We start from the raw sequence: 14,905 nt of genomic DNA on the forward strand, positions 1-14,905 counted from the left end.
TGTTTTCGTGGAAAGACCCCTCCACCTGATGGGATGTATCCTTTTTAGTACAGAGAGGCTTTTCGAACCTTCGGTTGTAAGCGCTCTCGATTCCATTTTTCGGAAAGGGGAACTACCGATGAAGAGAGGATTGCCAGGATTGCTGATCGCGGTGCTGCTCTTGGCCCTGACGGCCTGCAACCTCGCCGAAAGCCAAACCGGCGATGCAAAGAAGGGATACGTCGGCCTTGCAATGCCAACGAAATCATCCGAACGCTGGGTGGCTGACGGAAAGAACATGGAGCGGCTATTTCAGGAAAAAGGATATAAAACCGATCTTCAATTCGCCGAGGACGTGATTGAAAACCAGATTTCCCAAATCGAGAACATGATAACGAAAGGTGTCGACGTCATCGTCATTGCTTCCATTGACGGCAACACGCTGACAGACGTGATCAAGAAGGCTCATGATCAGGGAATTAAGGTTATCGCTTACGACCGGTTGATTCGAAATACCGAGCATTTAAGTTATTATGCGACCTTCGACAATTTCCAGGTCGGTGTTCAGCAAGCATCTTATATTGAAGAGAAGCTTGGCCTGAAGGAAGGGAAGGGGCCGTTCAATATTGAGCTGTTCGGCGGATCGCCGGACGATAACAATGCTTACTTCTTCTATGACGGCGCGATGTCCGTGCTTAAGCCTTACATGGATTCAGGCAAGCTTGTGGTTCGGAGCAAGCAGACTACGATGGCCCAGATTGCGACTCTGCGCTGGGATGGGGCTTTGGCCCAGTCGCGGATGGATAACCTGATCAGTGCCAACTATTCGAGCGAAAATTTGGATGCGGTGCTGTCGCCTTACGACGGGATCAGCATTGGCATTATCTCTTCGCTCAAGGGAGTAGGCTACGGGACGACGGCCAAGCCGCTGCCGATCATCACGGGTCAGGATGCGGAACTGGCTTCCATTAAATCGATCGTGGCCGGTGAGCAAACGCAGACGGTGTTCAAGGACACGCGCCAGCTCGCCGAACAGGCGGTCAAGATGGCGGAGAGCGTGCTGAAGGGAGAAGAGGCCGAGGTCAATGATACCGAATCGTACGATAACGGCATCAAGGTCGTGCCAGCCTATCTGCTCCCTCCGGTATCCGTTGATGCTTCCAACGTGGAGAAAGAGGTTGTGGAGACGGGCTATTATTCCAAGGAAGAAATCGGATTGAAATAGTCTTTAGGCAGCGAACACGAAACGATAGGAAGGTGAAGCCAGATGTCAGAGTACATTCTTGAAATGCGGAATATTACGAAAGCGTTTCCCGGGGTGAAGGCGCTGGATAACGTGAATCTGAAAGTTCGCGAAGGCGAAATCCACTCCCTGTGCGGGGAGAACGGAGCGGGCAAATCCACGCTGATGAAAGTGCTGAGCGGCGTGTATCCACACGGCTCATATGAGGGAGATATTTTGTTCAAAGGCAGCGTCTGCCAATTTAAAAATATTAAGCAAAGTGAAGACCTGGGCATCGTCATCATCCATCAGGAGCTTGCGTTGATCCCGTATCTGTCGATTGCCGAGAACATTTACTTGGGGAACGAGCGTGCCGAGAAGGGCATCATGAACTGGAACGAGACGATGATCGGAGCTAAAGAGCTGCTGGATAAGGTGGGACTCAGCGAAAACCCGAACACGCAGGTCGGCAGCATTGGCGTCGGCAAGCAGCAACTGGTCGAAATCGCGAAGGCCTTATCGAAGAAGGTGAAGCTGCTTATTCTGGACGAACCGACGGCGGCCCTCAACGAGGACGACAGCGAGAACCTGCTCGAGCTGATGCTGGAATTCAAGAAGCAGGGAATCTCCTGCATCCTGATCTCCCATAAATTGAACGAGGTGTCGAAGGTATCGGATTCCATTACGATTTTGCGCGATGGCCAGACCATCGAAACGCTCGATATGAGAGGCGGCGAGGTGAACGAGGACCGGATCATCCGCGGCATGGTCGGCCGGGATTTGACAAACCGCTATCCGGAGCGGACACCAAAGATCGGGGAAGTCATTCTGGAGATTAAGGATTGGACGGTGTATCACGAGCAGCAAGCAAGCCGCAAAGTAATTGATAAAGTTAATATGAATATCCGCCGTGGAGAAATCGTGGGCATTGCCGGGCTGATGGGTTCCGGCCGGACCGAGCTGGCGATGAGTGTTTTCGGTAGGGCATACGGCAGGAATATTACAGGAACATTGTGCAAAGACGGGAAGGAAATCCGAAATCAATCTATTACCGAGGCGATTGAAAACGGCTTTGCTTACGTGACCGAGGACCGCAAGGAATACGGACTGATCCTCATGGACGATATCAAACGCAACATCTCGCTGACCGGACTGTCCAAGCTGGCAAAGAATATGGTCATTGATGAACGGGAAGAAATCCTTGTGGCGGAGGATATGCGGAAGAAGCTTAAGATCAAAACGCCGAACATTCTCCAGAAGACGGGAAACCTCAGCGGGGGGAACCAGCAGAAGGTTGTGCTGAGTAAATGGATCTACGCCGAGCCGGACATTCTGATTTTGGATGAGCCGACGCGGGGGATTGATGTTGGGGCCAAATACGAGATATACGCGATCATTAACCAGCTGGCGGATGAGGGCAAGGGCGTGCTTGTCATTTCCTCGGAGCTGCCGGAGATTATAGGGATCTGCGACCGGATTTATGTCATGAGCGCGGGACGGCTGACCGGAGAAGTTAGCAGAGAGCAGGCTTCGCAGGAAACCTTGATGAGATACATGACCAAGAATGGAGGGGCTTAAGCATGGAGACACTCAAAAAAATGTTCAAAAACAACATCCGCCAATACGGGATGATTATCGCCCTTGTTGTCATTATGATATTTTTCCAGATTATTACGGGCGGACTGCTGCTGGAGCCGATCAACATCACGAACCTGATTCTCCAGAACAGCTACATCCTCGTATTAGCCATCGGCATGGTGCTAGTCATTATTACGGGTCATATTGATTTGTCGGTCGGTTCGGTAGCCGCGTTCGTCGGTGCGGTTGCAGCGATCATGATGGTCGATATGCAGCTGCATCCCGTCATTGCCGTCATCGTATCCTTAATCGTCGGCGGCCTGATCGGAGCTTGGCAGGGATTCTGGGTGGCTTATGTGAAGATACCGGCCTTTATCGTAACCCTGGCGGGCATGCTCTTGTTCCGCGGTCTAACCATGATCGTGCTGGAGGGCCAATCCATCGCGCCATTTCCGGGAGGCTTCCAGAAGCTGAGTTCCGGCTTTATTCCGGACTTCGGTAATACCGGCACCAATCTGATCGCCATTCTGGCGGGTATCGTCTTTACGGTGATTTTCCTGATCAATGAGCTTCGCGAGCGAAAATCGCATAAAAAATACAACTTCGAAGTTCTGCCAAACGGCTTGTTCCTCTTGAAGCTTATCCTTATCGCGGCGGTGATCAATGCCTTTACGTTCATGCTGGCCAGTTATGCCGGCCTCCCGAACATTCTGATTCTGCTGTTGGTGCTGATCATCATCTATTCCTTCGTGATGAACAAAACCGTGATGGGCCGTCATATTTATGCGCTCGGCGGCAACGAGAAGGCGGCGGCGCTGTCCGGCGTGAAAACCAAGAAGGTCACGTTCTGGGTATTCGTTAATATGGGCGTAATGGCAGCGATCTCCGGGTTGATCTTTGCCGCCCGCTTGAACGCGGCGACCCCAAGAGCCGGGACGAACTTTGAGCTGGATGCCATCGCGGCGAGCTTCATCGGCGGCGCATCGGCTACCGGCGGGATCGGTACGGTCTTTGGCGCCATTATCGGCGGTCTTGTCATGGGCGTGCTCAATAACGGAATGTCGCTGGTAGGTCTTGGCATCGACTGGCAGCAAGGCATCAAGGGCCTGGTTCTTCTCGCGGCGGTAGCTTTCGATATTTACAATAAAAAGAAGAGCAGCGCTGCTTAATTCAAAGCGATGTAAATGATAAATGGCTGACTCCGGAGCAGATATGCTGCTATCCGTGAATCAGCCATTTTGGCGTACATATTACATTTTGATCGTAACTCTTCGCGTGATCAGCCGAATCAGAATAAGTGCAATCAGGATGACGATCAGGGAGCCTGCAAGAGAGACCGGCAGCGTAACGGAAAAGTCTGTCGTGACCGGCAGCCACTGTTCCCATATGGAAGCCAGCTCGAATTGCCACAATGCGTCCATGAAGCCGATCAACACGAGGGCTAGTGCGATCCACCCCAAGCCGCGAATCCAGCCAAACCGGTAAAACCCGGATCCAATCATCCATCCCATCAAATAGTAGATAAAGATTTAGACGCCATAGGAGACAAGTATCAGCAGCCAGTTGTTATCGAACTTCTGCAGCAGCAAGGTGCTGCTGGCATCATGGGAGGTAACCATCCCGATGATCCAATTGACCAGACCCACTACGACTGGAAAGGCCAATGATAGATAGACGGCCGCCAATGCGGCTCCCTTAAAGAAATCCCTGCGCGTAATCCCGTGTCTCACATAATAGCTCAGAAAGCCGTAGGCCGAAATGATGCCGATGACGAGCATAAATCCTTTGGTAGAGCGGTAAGTGATAGAGAAGAAATCCTCCTCTGCGATTCCTGCGCGAACATTGACACCCATGCTGGTACCGATGCCGACTCCAATATTGATCAGCAGCACTACAAATAGAAATCCCAAGGCCCAACTGCCTTGATGAAAAAACATGTCCGTCGATACTCTGGTTACGGCAGATGACGTCTTTTTCATGCGGAATATTCCTCCCCCGTCAGATGGATAAACAAGTCCTGAAGCGAGATCGGCCCGATCTCAAGTCCCGCCCGGTGTGCGGCCAGCTGAGCTTCCTCGCTTAATTCTCCATAGACCATGACGGCTTTGGTAGAACCGAGCTGCTGCACGGTGAGCACCTTCATACCCTGGATGAATTCATCTACCTTAGCCGCCGGGCCCGTAATGGAAACGCCTCGGGATGTGAGGCTTTCATAATCGTCTTGCAGCACGAACTGGCCTTTGTGAATGATAATGACTTCTTCGAACAGATAATCCATCTCCGAAACCAGGTGGGTGGAGAGAATGAATGTACGGGGATGGCGCTCCTGGTCTTCCAGCAGCTCCCGGTAAAAAAATTCGCGTGACGGCGCATCCATGCCGAGATAAACCTCATCCAATATGGTCACCGGCGAGCGGCTGGCAAGTCCGATGCATACGTTAAAAGCGGATTGCATCCCTTTGGAAAGCTGCTTCAGCTGTTTATCCAAGGGCAAATTGAATTTGCGTGCAAGCTCAAGGGCATATCCGGTATCGAAATGGGGGCGGTGCCTGGCTGCCGATTCAATCGCTGCCTTGACCTTGTCGGTCTCGTCTTTATAGTCGATATCGTAGATGAAGGAGACCTCCTTCATGATTTTTGCATTTTCGAACGGCTGCTCACCGCCGACCGTAACCGATCCCGATGAGGGTTCACGAAATGAAGCAAGAACAGACAGAAGCGAGGTTTTGCCTGCTCCATTCCGCCCCAAGAGACCATAAATTTTGCCGGCCGGGAGATGAAACGAAACATTGCGGACGGCTTCGAGGTCACCATATACCACCGATAGGCGATCAAGCTGAATATCAAGATTCATGGACGTCACTTACTTTTAACTGGGTTATGATGTGGAAAAGCTCATCCGTGGATAAGCCGAGTTTGTCTGCTTCCTGTACCATAGGCACCACATAATGTTCCGCAAATGCACTCTTTCGGGTCTGGAGCAGCATTTCCTTGGCCCCCTCTGCAACAAACATGCCGACACCTCGCTTTTTATAGATGAGTCCGGCATCAACCAGCAGGTTGATGCCCTTTAATACCGTGATGTGATTGATTTTGTAAAATTGGGAGAGCTGCGTCGTGGAAGGAACCTGTTCACCTTCAAGCAGTAGATCATTCACGATCTGGTCCTCGATCTTCTCCTTGATCTGGATGAACAGGGACTTATTATCTGGGTGTACGGTACCGCTCAATAAGAATCACCGCCTTGCTTTCATGTCCTGTTAAGGTTATATACTTATATATATGACTATATAACAAAAAGGTGAATCGAATGTCAAGCATTTGGTTGGATGTCACGAATCATCAAGAGCGTTGGTACAGAATAACGTCAAAAATGCCGACCAGAACGATCTGGTCGGCATTAATCTAAACGGTGATGCGTAAGGTTTGACGGACATGCGCTGCTTAGCCGTTCACTTTGCTTCCAAAGTTTCGGAAGCGTCCATGGGAGGGAGCTTTCCCCGTTTCAAATCACGGATCGTTAGTCCAAAATCGATCTGCAGATGCGGATAATCCGGAAAGTTGGCCCAATCGCCGCCCCACTGGAAGCCTAATTCTTTGGCAATCTCCACAACTTCCATCCAGTCGGCCTTGCCGTTTCCGTTCCCGTCATATTCCATATCCCAGATAACGGTGCCATCCTTTAGTCTTAGCGCAAAATCAATCGCAAGGCCATAGTTGTGGAGGGATTCTCCAGCCTTGGCATTCGTCACGATGTCGCCTTCGGTGCTGCGGCCCTGATTGTAGATTCGGGTCTGCTCCTCATGGCTGCGGTAACCGTCCGTTATGATAATCGTGATTCCTTTTTTCTTCGTGAGACGGACAAGCTCATTCTTTTGCTGTAATACATAAGGGTGGAGCTGGGTGATTTCAGGGGTTTCTTTGCTATTAAAATCAAAATCGAGATCGCTGATGAATCCCGGTATGGCGGTTTGCAGCTGCATGTAAAATATGGCGAGTAATAAGGCAGCAATTAGGAAAAGTGTCGTTTTTTTGCGTTTGATCATGCGGACTCTTTAATCTACCTACTTTCATATGATGGCTTACTCTATTATATCGGCATCCGGCCCCCTATTCCAACAGACGTGATCTTCCGACCAGATATCGACATGAATAGCAATCCATGGTTTATCGCATCCTATTTATAAAATGGACGCTATCCGGAAAAGGGGGACATGCAATGAATAATATTCAAAATATGTCGATGAGACTCAACCAGCTATCGGGCCAATTGACCGCTGCAGCACAAAACGGGGGAATGAATGAAGTCGGGATGATCGTAAGCCAGCTCAGTCAGATCCAATCCGAGCTTCAAAGCGCCCAGGCTGCGGTTACGCCTGAAACTTCTTCTGCCGTTCGGCAGGAACTGGTGAATTGCCGAATGGTCTTGCATGGGATGATGAACGCGGTGCAGGATATCCGAACAGCTACAGCGGAGCAGTACCGCCAGGTACTGGGCGATAACAAAACGGCATTCGAGCAAATGGACGAGACAACGCAGCAGAGCGAGTATGCCGAAGCTTATCAACATCGTCAGCTGTTCCAGCAGATGGACCAAGTCAGCCAGCAGCTTCATCAGCTGGATGGTTCGATGCTGGACGCGGGTTATCAGATGGAGCGGGGACAGGTGGCCGGCGACAGTCTGAATGGAGCCGTAACGATGGAGGGGCTGACTTCTGGTACAGACGACAACGGAAGCATGATGTAAGACTGCTCGATCGTATGGACGGAACAGGATAACAGGTTTACTACAATGATCAAAGCTGACAGATCCGATTCAGATCAGTTGCGTGAACCAAGCTGGAGAGCCGACGGATTGGTTCTTTGACGGGGTTGTCATGATCTCGGATACCGGGGATTACCAGATCGCATTTGCAGTAGCATACCACGCAAAAATATGGATCCAGCCAAACGACCATGTTACTTGGAAGCAGCCGGCTTCATGCTGATTTCATCTAGGCAGGGTTCGAAATTTTGCAAGCAATAAAAAAGGAGCTGCGCGTATAGCGCGGCTCCTTTTGTGATTGAGCTTATGTCTTATGCTTTCCGCCATTCCTCGATGGCTTTATGCAGGCGAGACAACGCCTCCTGAACGGTGGCGCGCGTGCAGGCCAGGTTCATGCGCATGAAGCCCTCGCCTTCCTTCCCGAAGGCCGCCCCGCTGTTTAATCCAAGCTTCGCCTCTTGAACCAGGAAGCGATTTAAGTCCTCGTGGGACATGCCCATTCCACGGAAATCAATCCACAGCAGGTAAGTAGCCTCCGGTATAACCACCTTCAGCTCGGGCAGATGCTCCTGTGCGTAATTCGCAACCAGCTCCATGTTCCCGCGGATATAAACCAGGAGTTCATCCAGCCATTGTCCGCCCTCACGGTAAGCGGCCTCGGTGGCGGCGGCGCCCATCGGTGTAATGGAGCCGATGGCGTAACGGTTCAATATTTTGCGGAACTTGCTGCGCAGCTGCTCATTCGGGATGATGATGTTCGCCGTGTTAAGACCGGCGATATTAAACGTCTTGCTTGGTGCGGTACAGATGACGGAACGCTCGGCGGCATCCTCGGACAGCGCGGCGAATGGCGTATGCGCACCGGGTTCAAACAACAGATCCGCATGGATTTCATCGGATACGACAAGCACATCGTATTGCTGGCAGAGGGAGGCCAGACGATCCAATTCCGCTCTGGTCCACACCCGTCCCACCGGGTTGTGCGGACTGCACAGAATGATCATTTTGACTTTGCCGGTAGAAAAACTCTTCTCCAGGTCCTCGAAATCCATCGAGTAATCCCCCTCTTCGCTTAGAAGAAGCGGGTTATGCACCAGCTCACGGCCATGGTCCTGAACGACGCTATAGAACGGCGGATAGACCGGCGTCTGGATGACAACTTGATCACCAGGCTCGGTGAACGCATCCACGATAAGACTGAGTGCCGGAACGACACCCGGACAGAATTGAATCCACTCCTGCTGAATGCTCCAGCTGTGGCGTTTCTTCATCCAGTCGCTAATCGCTTCACGGTAAGAGTCGGACGGGAACGTATATCCGAAAACGCCATGCTCCACCCGTTGATGGAGCGCCTTGATAACGGCAGGCGGCGCGGCAAAATCCATGTCAGCCACCCACATCGGAAGCGCATCCGGCACGCCGAAGACGGTGGGAACATTATCCCACTTATGACAGTCGGTACAGGTTCGGTTTATCGCAAGATCAAAATTCATATGTAAATTCCTCCTAGCAAAGATGAGTTAGCGTTAAGCTACAAATTTGGCTAATGTGATTAAGCCGGTAATTGTAATTACGTTTAGTATGGTCGATATAAGGACAGTTTGTGCAGCAAAATCAGGCTCATTCTGATATTCTTCCGCTAGAATGGATGAATTTACGCCAACCGGCATGCCTGAAGCAATGATGAGCGCTTGAGCCGGGATGCCCTTTAAGCCAAGCAGCAGCACGATCAGAATGCCGATGGCCGGCGCGACCAGGAGACGGAGCAGAACGCTCAGGTAAACGTCGAGTCGCCGCAGACGGAGCGGATATTTAATGATCTGTGCACCGAGCGTCAGCAGGGCAATTGCTACCATGGACTGGTCCGCATACATCAACGGCTGCGAAATAAAGACCGGAAGCGGCAGCGCAAGGGCATGCAGCACAATGCCGATGACGAGGGCATAGGGAACGGGCATTTTCAAGAATCCGATGATGGCCTGTTTGTATAATCCTTCCGTCTTGGCTCCCTGAATGGAAATAACTCCGTACGTGAACGTAAGGAGGCTCTGAAAAGACATGATGAGCGCTTGTACGGAGCCGGCCATCGGATCTCCCTTGAAGGCGAGGTCATTGATCGGAAGGCCGTAGTTTCCCGAATTGTCGAGCAGAAGGCTGTTGGTAAAAGCAGCTCTCATCCCCCGATTGAACTTGCGCTGTTTGGCAACCAGCATGCTGATCAGATAGAGTACGCCGATATAGAGCGCATAAAATAAGGCCACCATGCCCAGGAGCTGCGGCGACATCTTGGACTCGTACATACTCATAAATACGGCAGCAGGCGTAATGTAGTAAAAATTGATTTTGGCGAGTGTGTACAAATCGAGCTTAAAAGCATATTGCATAATAATGCCAAAGCCTATCAGGACAAAGATGGGAAGTACCACTTCAAGTAAAATATCGGCGATCATGCTGTTGTCATCTTCTTTCCATGAGTGTAGCTTAAGGTAAATATCTGGCTGTCGTATGACGCCATGTCATTATATCATGACAAAGGATTGTTGACACTTGATTCCGTATGGAAAAAAGAACAATTGTTGCTGGTCGTGTTACGGTCGCTATAGATCCAGGCTGTACACAAAAAGGGTGCTCCCTTGGCCGATGACCAGGGAACACCCTTGAATGGCTATAGCAATAGGTGCGTTTGTCGACGCGCCATTATTGCGGGTTGGTTGTCCAAATCCCGGCGGATTTGACAAATACGCGCTGCGGCAGCTTCAGCGCAGCGAGTACAAGCTCAGCCACGTCTTCCGGCTGCATCATCCGGTCCTCGTCGCCGATCTTCAGGCCGGCATTGACGGCAAGATCCGTGTTCACGGTGCTTGGGGTCAGTGCGGTCACCCGAATATTGTGTTTGCGGACCTCCTGGAGCACAGCTTCGGTCAGTCCCATAACGGCAAATTTAGAAGCATTATAGGCAGAGCCTGTGGCGAATCCACGCTCTCCGGCCGTAGAAGAGATGTTGATGATATCGCCCTTGTTATGCTCGATCATGCCGGGCAGCGCTGCGCGCGTCATGTAGTAAGTCCCCATCAGATTTACGTCAACGATACGTTTCCAGGCTTCAGGCTCCATTTCCAGCAGATTGCCGAACTGGGCAATGCCCGCATTGTTAATCAGAATGTCCACCGAGCCGAGCTCCATGTTTACCGCTGCAAAAGCAGCCTCTGCCTCGTTCTGCACGGAAACGTCGGCAACTGCAGCCACGGCTCTGACACCATATTGTTCAGCAACCAGGGCGCTCAGCGGCTCCAGATCAGCTGCCGTACGGGCGACAAGACCAACGTGCACGCCTTCCTTGGCAAGAGCAATCGCCAGAACACGTCCAATCCCTTTACCTGCACCCGTGATGAGGGCTGTTTTATTTTTCAGGCTCATGTCCACTCACTCCTTCACATCAATAAAAAATATGGTTTCGTTGACCAGTATACCCTGTAACAATGGCTACTACCAAATGCTTGCATTCCATCGACAGGAATTTGTTATAATCGTAGCAGCGAAAAAACGTAACGTGTTCATTATTATTTCAGGAAGTGGAGGAACAATCTATGCTGCACGCGCTGGATATCATAACCGCTTTTCGGCAGGGGGATGAAGCGGCTGCCAAGAGGCATCCATGGTTAATGAAACTGGTATCAGCCGAAGAACGAATCGTGAATCTGGAACGGATTACGTCCATTGGCCAATTGGCCAATGCCAACCCCGTGCTCGATTATGTAGAACGTACATTAAAGATACTGGATTCGCTGCCTGTTTCCTATTGGATCAAAGAACTGCTGGAAGAAGTACTGGTGTGGGCGGAGACGGCCAAGGGCGGAACGATGCGGGATCGCCTTCGCTGGCAGCAGTCGGGCATTAACTTGTTCCTTCATAATATCGGGTCTGCCCAGCTATACGAGAGACATATGCGGGACAGCAATGGGACTATGTCTCCGCATGAGGAGATGGTCCATACACTCATACTTACCCATGGACTGCTCGGGCAACACATTCGCGGGGAAGTCGCTTTTGAAGAGAACCTGCCGCTGCATAAGCTTACGGAGGAAGGACGGCTGACCGCAGATGAGTTGATCCGGCTGCTAATCCCCTTGAATCACTGCATCATCGGCGGTGTATCGGAGGAGCTCTGGCATTCCGTTCAGGAAGAAATAACCCAGCTTATTCGTAATCTTGCCGAAGGGACCGTACCGGATCGGTGGACTTACGAGGAACGGCTGCGTCGTCTTCGATCCGTTTCGATTGCCCGCGGAGAAGACTTCGATAAGCAGCTTCACGGGATTCGTGAGCAGTGTGATCTGTCAGCTGTTCTGCATGGATTTCAGGATATGACGCTCTGGTACGTGGAAGCCGCCCTGCAGGATTTCTCGTTGGAAGAATTCGTGAAGGTTCTTCTGCTTGCTCTCCATTCGGAGAAGCGGGACACGGATCAGCCGCTTGCGGAGGGGCAGGGGGATCGGCTGCTGCCGGATTCGGTGAACCACTTAAGCTTTGAGCCGCTGATGAACGATATGTATTACGATTACAAAGGCGTCAAGAAGCTGAACGTATATAAGAAGAGAATGATTGAGCAATATTTGCGCCAAACGGATTGGGCGTCTTGCCTTCATGGGTCGGTGATGGCCAACCCGCATCTGAGCCACCGGATCGAACGGAAGCCGGAGCTGCCGGATACGGTATTTTTTACCTTCGAATTCTCGCAAGCGGCGGAGAAATTAATTGAATTTTGCATCGAAGCGGAGAAGTCGCCGCTCTATGAGAAAGCGGTCCTGCTCCTGTTCGACCTGTTCGGCCTGCGCCGCGACGCCTACGACAGATTTCATAACGAAGAGAGTTATTTGAGCGATATGAACAGCACGGGAGATTACAAAAAAGTGATTCTGGATTATATTACGGGAACGGCGGTGCTGGATATCGGGCCCGGAGGCGGTGTGCTGCTAGACCTGATCGAGGAACGGCTGCCGCAAGCGTGTCCGGTCGGGATCGACATCTCTTCGAATGTGATTGAAGCGCTGGAGAAACGTAAACGTTTGGAGCACAAAGCATGGGAAGTGATGAAGGGGGATGCGCTGAATCTCAGGGATTACGTGGAGCCGGGGAGTGTGGATACGGTCATTTTCTCCTCGATCTTACATGAGTTGTATTCGTACATTGAGACGGATGGTTCACGCTTCAATACGGCGACCGTGGAGGCAGCCTTGCTCAGTGCCTATGATGTGCTTGCACCCGGAGGCCGCATCATTATCCGCGACGGGATTATGACCGAGCCCGAGGATGCCTGGAGAAGAATCCGCTTCCTTGAGACCGACGGTATGGAATGGCTGATCCGATATGCCTCGGATTTCAAAGGGCGGGTCATATCATACGAGCAGCTGGCCGAGGCGGAAGTGCGCATGCCCGTGAACGATGCAATGGAGTTCCTGTACACCTATACTTGGGGCGCTGAAGCTTACGTTCATGAAGTGCAAGAGCAGTTTGGCTACTTTACGCCTACGCAGTATGCAGAATGTATACGCAGGACGTTAGGTCCTGAGGCGATCATCCGCGTGCAGCAGCATTATCTGCAGGAAGGATATGCCGAGGCATTGGCTGATCGAATCGAATTCATGGATGAAGATGGGAAGCCGGTGAGGCTGCCTGACAGCACTTGCTTGTACGTCATCGAGAAGCCGGCCCATTCCTAGAAGAGACAAAAACAGGCTGTAACTTAAAAAAAGAGACCCACACGCTCTATTCAGCGTACGGGTCTTGTTTTGTTGTGTCGTTAAACCTGCCGGTATGCCTGTATTCACAAGTGATCCGGGATGTGCACCAATGCACGAACTTGCAAGGCAGTGCTTATCCGAAAAGATGCTATTCCTGCTTCTCGGGGTCCGGATAATCCTTGCCGAGCGTATCAACCGTCACTTTCTTCATGACGGGAACCTCAAGCGGTTTATCCATCTGATCCCGCTCCAAGCCCACGATTTCCTCTGCGGTTTCCATTCCTTCGATCACCTTTCCGAAGGATGCGTACTGAGCATCCAGCGAAGGTGCATCCGCAACCATAATGAAAAATTGCGATCCGGCGGAGTTTGGATCCTGCGCCCGGGCCATCGATAATACGCCTGTCGTATGCTTCAGGTCATTCTGAAAGCCGTTGGACGTAAATTCGCCGGGAATAGCGTAGCCGGGTCCCCCCGTTCCGTTACCGTCAGGGTCGCCTCCCTGAATCATGAAGCCGGGGATGACGCGGTGAAAGCCTGTCCCATCGTAGAATCCTTGTTCCACCAGGGAGATGAAATTGTTCACCGTGTTCGGCGCAACCTCCGGATAAAGTTCAAGCTTTATCGTTTTGCCGTTCTCCATCTCAATGGTGACGATAGGGTGGCTGGCGTTCGGGTCGGGCACGTTCTGCTTAACTTCGGTTTCCTTCGGCGGTTCCGCTTCGGGTGCTGTTGCCCCGGTCGTCGAGCCCGTTCCGCCGCCTGCGCCGCTTTCGGCTCCCTTGTCATTCTGACCGCATGCCGTCATCACGAGCAGCAGCGCAAGGATGACGAATAGGGCGGGCATCCAGCGTGTTCTGCGTTTCAACATCATTGATTCCTCCTGTTATTCCTTATCAAGCCTTAAGTATTTAATCTGTATCATATTTTATCACAGGTTGGACAAGTACTGAAAATCGAAAAAGGTGAGTATACATTAAGAAAACGTTATCGAAGAAATGTCACAGAGGCAAGACCACGTTTGGAGAATGTTGTCCTTGCGATTATAGAATCGATTCAGCTTCACTGAAGCCGATGATCGAGTGGGGTTCAGCTTTGCATTCCATAATCAAAAAATAAGCCTCCGGACTTGTCGCAAGTCTGGAAGCTTGAGGAAAAAAAACGTTTAACTGTCTCTACTTCACCGGGAATATGCCCTCCACTTTGTTTAAAGGGAGCAGAATCCGGGAACGGTTTTTATCCTTGGCGAGCAATTCAATAAAGTCGGCTCCGATTCTGACCAGACGGATCCGGTTAAAGGCACCACGGGTAGAGAAGGTGGTCCGCACGCCTACCAGCACCGTTTTGCCCGGCGGCTTGACATCAAATACCCGAACCGAGTTGAGACTGGACGGCACAAAGAGCTCGCCTTGCACCTTGATGAAATTTTTCGGGAATACCCGCTGCAAACGTCCGGGTTCTAAACCGGTGTTCGGTGCGTTGACTTCTACCAGATGACCGGTTAAAGAGGCCAGCCGCTGCTGCAGCGTGATTTTATGTCCGCAGGGATGGATCGGCAATCCTTTCATATCAGCATCATCCTTCCAGGGTCGTATGGTGTAGTGTATGTTGGAAGGTATG

The 14,905-nt window shown here is 51.3% G+C and carries 15 protein-coding genes; 5 read left to right on the top strand and 10 right to left on the bottom strand.

Going from position 1 to position 14,905, the window contains the following annotated elements; genetic code table 11:
* Positions 1–118: 118 nt before the first annotated feature.
* The 3 genes from chvE to mmsB are packed head-to-tail and all read left to right on the top strand — an operon-like array spanning position 119 to position 3,948.
* The gene (gene chvE / locus ACQKPA_RS17590) at positions 119–1,204 is read left to right on the top strand and encodes a multiple monosaccharide ABC transporter substrate-binding protein (RefSeq protein WP_427493867.1); all 1,086 of its coding nucleotides are present in this window, start codon (positions 119–121) and stop codon (positions 1,202–1,204) included.
* Positions 1,205–1,246: 42 nt separating this feature from the next.
* Positions 1,247–2,779 (top strand): multiple monosaccharide ABC transporter ATP-binding protein, encoded by a 1,533-nt coding sequence (gene mmsA, locus ACQKPA_RS17595; RefSeq protein ID WP_427493868.1) that lies wholly within the window; start codon positions 1,247–1,249, stop codon positions 2,777–2,779.
* A gap of 2 nt (positions 2,780–2,781) precedes the next feature.
* Positions 2,782–3,948 (top strand): multiple monosaccharide ABC transporter permease, encoded by a 1,167-nt coding sequence (mmsB, locus tag ACQKPA_RS17600; RefSeq protein WP_071223521.1) that lies wholly within the window; start codon positions 2,782–2,784, stop codon positions 3,946–3,948.
* 81 nt (positions 3,949–4,029) lie between these two features.
* Here the strand turns inward: mmsB and ACQKPA_RS17605 are convergent, their stop codons facing one another.
* From ACQKPA_RS17605 to ACQKPA_RS17625, 5 genes are all read right to left on the bottom strand, one after another.
* Entirely contained in the window at positions 4,030–4,281 is a 252-nt protein-coding gene (locus ACQKPA_RS17605; RefSeq protein ID WP_427493869.1) for a hypothetical protein, read from the bottom strand.
* Positions 4,282–4,308: 27 nt separating this feature from the next.
* On the bottom strand, positions 4,309–4,758 hold the full coding sequence (locus tag ACQKPA_RS17610) for a hypothetical protein (protein ID WP_427493870.1): 450 nt from the start codon (positions 4,756–4,758) through the stop codon (positions 4,309–4,311).
* Positions 4,755–5,633, bottom strand: a complete 879-nt coding sequence (locus ACQKPA_RS17615; RefSeq protein ID WP_427493871.1) for an ATP-binding cassette domain-containing protein — start codon at positions 5,631–5,633, stop codon at positions 4,755–4,757. The genes ACQKPA_RS17610 and ACQKPA_RS17615 overlap by 4 nt, the downstream gene beginning before the upstream one ends.
* A complete protein-coding gene (locus ACQKPA_RS17620) occupies positions 5,623–6,009 on the bottom strand; it encodes a GntR family transcriptional regulator (RefSeq protein WP_427493872.1) in 387 nt (128 codons plus the stop codon). The genes ACQKPA_RS17615 and ACQKPA_RS17620 overlap by 11 nt, the downstream gene beginning before the upstream one ends.
* Positions 6,010–6,231: 222 nt before the next feature.
* Positions 6,232–6,825, bottom strand: a complete 594-nt coding sequence (locus ACQKPA_RS17625; protein WP_427493873.1) for a M15 family metallopeptidase — start codon at positions 6,823–6,825, stop codon at positions 6,232–6,234.
* Between the two features lie 173 nt (positions 6,826–6,998).
* Here ACQKPA_RS17625 and ACQKPA_RS17630 point away from each other — a divergent pair, with 173 nt between their 5' ends.
* On the top strand, positions 6,999–7,526 hold the full coding sequence (locus ACQKPA_RS17630) for a hypothetical protein (RefSeq protein WP_427493874.1): 528 nt from the start codon (positions 6,999–7,001) through the stop codon (positions 7,524–7,526).
* 329 nt (positions 7,527–7,855) lie between these two features.
* On the opposite strand, the gene ACQKPA_RS17635 is transcribed toward ACQKPA_RS17630, so the two are convergent.
* The 3 genes from ACQKPA_RS17635 to ACQKPA_RS17645 form a co-directional block, all read right to left on the bottom strand.
* Complete coding sequence (locus ACQKPA_RS17635; protein WP_427493875.1) at positions 7,856–9,037, bottom strand: MalY/PatB family protein; 1,182 nt, start codon at positions 9,035–9,037, stop codon at positions 7,856–7,858.
* A 33-nt stretch (positions 9,038–9,070) separates the two neighbouring features.
* The gene (locus ACQKPA_RS17640; RefSeq protein ID WP_076323014.1) at positions 9,071–9,994 is read right to left on the bottom strand and encodes an AEC family transporter; all 924 of its coding nucleotides are present in this window, start codon (positions 9,992–9,994) and stop codon (positions 9,071–9,073) included.
* Between the two features lie 247 nt (positions 9,995–10,241).
* On the bottom strand, positions 10,242–10,961 hold the full coding sequence (locus tag ACQKPA_RS17645) for a 3-ketoacyl-ACP reductase (RefSeq protein WP_427493876.1): 720 nt from the start codon (positions 10,959–10,961) through the stop codon (positions 10,242–10,244).
* A gap of 170 nt (positions 10,962–11,131) precedes the next feature.
* On the opposite strand from ACQKPA_RS17645, the gene ACQKPA_RS17650 reads away from it, so the two are divergent.
* Positions 11,132–13,264: a class I SAM-dependent methyltransferase gene (locus ACQKPA_RS17650; protein ID WP_427493877.1), complete on the top strand. Its 2,133-nt coding sequence runs from the start codon at positions 11,132–11,134 to the stop codon at positions 13,262–13,264.
* Between the two features lie 169 nt (positions 13,265–13,433).
* Here ACQKPA_RS17650 and ACQKPA_RS17655 read toward each other — a convergent pair whose 3' ends face one another.
* A complete protein-coding gene (locus ACQKPA_RS17655) occupies positions 13,434–14,156 on the bottom strand; it encodes a peptidylprolyl isomerase (protein WP_427494002.1) in 723 nt (240 codons plus the stop codon).
* A 304-nt stretch (positions 14,157–14,460) separates the two neighbouring features.
* The gene (locus ACQKPA_RS17660) at positions 14,461–14,853 is read right to left on the bottom strand and encodes a hypothetical protein (protein ID WP_071223510.1); all 393 of its coding nucleotides are present in this window, start codon (positions 14,851–14,853) and stop codon (positions 14,461–14,463) included.
* Between the last annotated feature and the right edge of the window lie 52 nt (positions 14,854–14,905).

The sequence above is a fragment of the Paenibacillus sp. NPDC093718 genome (assembly GCF_050279985.1).
Lineage (GTDB): Bacteria > Bacillota > Bacilli > Paenibacillales > Paenibacillaceae > Paenibacillus_AQ.

Coding starts and splice junctions, on each gene's coding strand:
- ACQKPA_RS17645 (WP_427493876.1), bottom strand. CDS start 10,961: ATGAGCCTGAAAAATAAAACAGCCCTCATCACGGGTGCAGGTAAAGGG.
- ACQKPA_RS17660 (WP_071223510.1), bottom strand. CDS start 14,853: ATGAAAGGATTGCCGATCCATCCCTGCGGACATAAAATCACGCTGCAG.
- mmsA (WP_427493868.1), top strand. CDS start 1,247: ATGTCAGAGTACATTCTTGAAATGCGGAATATTACGAAAGCGTTTCCC.
- ACQKPA_RS17630 (WP_427493874.1), top strand. CDS start 6,999: ATGAATAATATTCAAAATATGTCGATGAGACTCAACCAGCTATCGGGC.
- ACQKPA_RS17635 (WP_427493875.1), bottom strand. CDS start 9,037: ATGAATTTTGATCTTGCGATAAACCGAACCTGTACCGACTGTCATAAG.
- mmsB (WP_071223521.1), top strand. CDS start 2,782: ATGGAGACACTCAAAAAAATGTTCAAAAACAACATCCGCCAATACGGG.
- ACQKPA_RS17610 (WP_427493870.1), bottom strand. CDS start 4,758: ATGAAAAAGACGTCATCTGCCGTAACCAGAGTATCGACGGACATGTTT.
- ACQKPA_RS17625 (WP_427493873.1), bottom strand. CDS start 6,825: ATGATCAAACGCAAAAAAACGACACTTTTCCTAATTGCTGCCTTATTA.
- ACQKPA_RS17655 (WP_427494002.1), bottom strand. CDS start 14,156: ATGTTGAAACGCAGAACACGCTGGATGCCCGCCCTATTCGTCATCCTT.
- ACQKPA_RS17615 (WP_427493871.1), bottom strand. CDS start 5,633: ATGAATCTTGATATTCAGCTTGATCGCCTATCGGTGGTATATGGTGAC.
- ACQKPA_RS17640 (WP_076323014.1), bottom strand. CDS start 9,994: ATGATCGCCGATATTTTACTTGAAGTGGTACTTCCCATCTTTGTCCTG.
- ACQKPA_RS17605 (WP_427493869.1), bottom strand. CDS start 4,281: ATGATTGGATCCGGGTTTTACCGGTTTGGCTGGATTCGCGGCTTGGGG.
- chvE (WP_427493867.1), top strand. CDS start 119: ATGAAGAGAGGATTGCCAGGATTGCTGATCGCGGTGCTGCTCTTGGCC.
- ACQKPA_RS17650 (WP_427493877.1), top strand. CDS start 11,132: ATGCTGCACGCGCTGGATATCATAACCGCTTTTCGGCAGGGGGATGAA.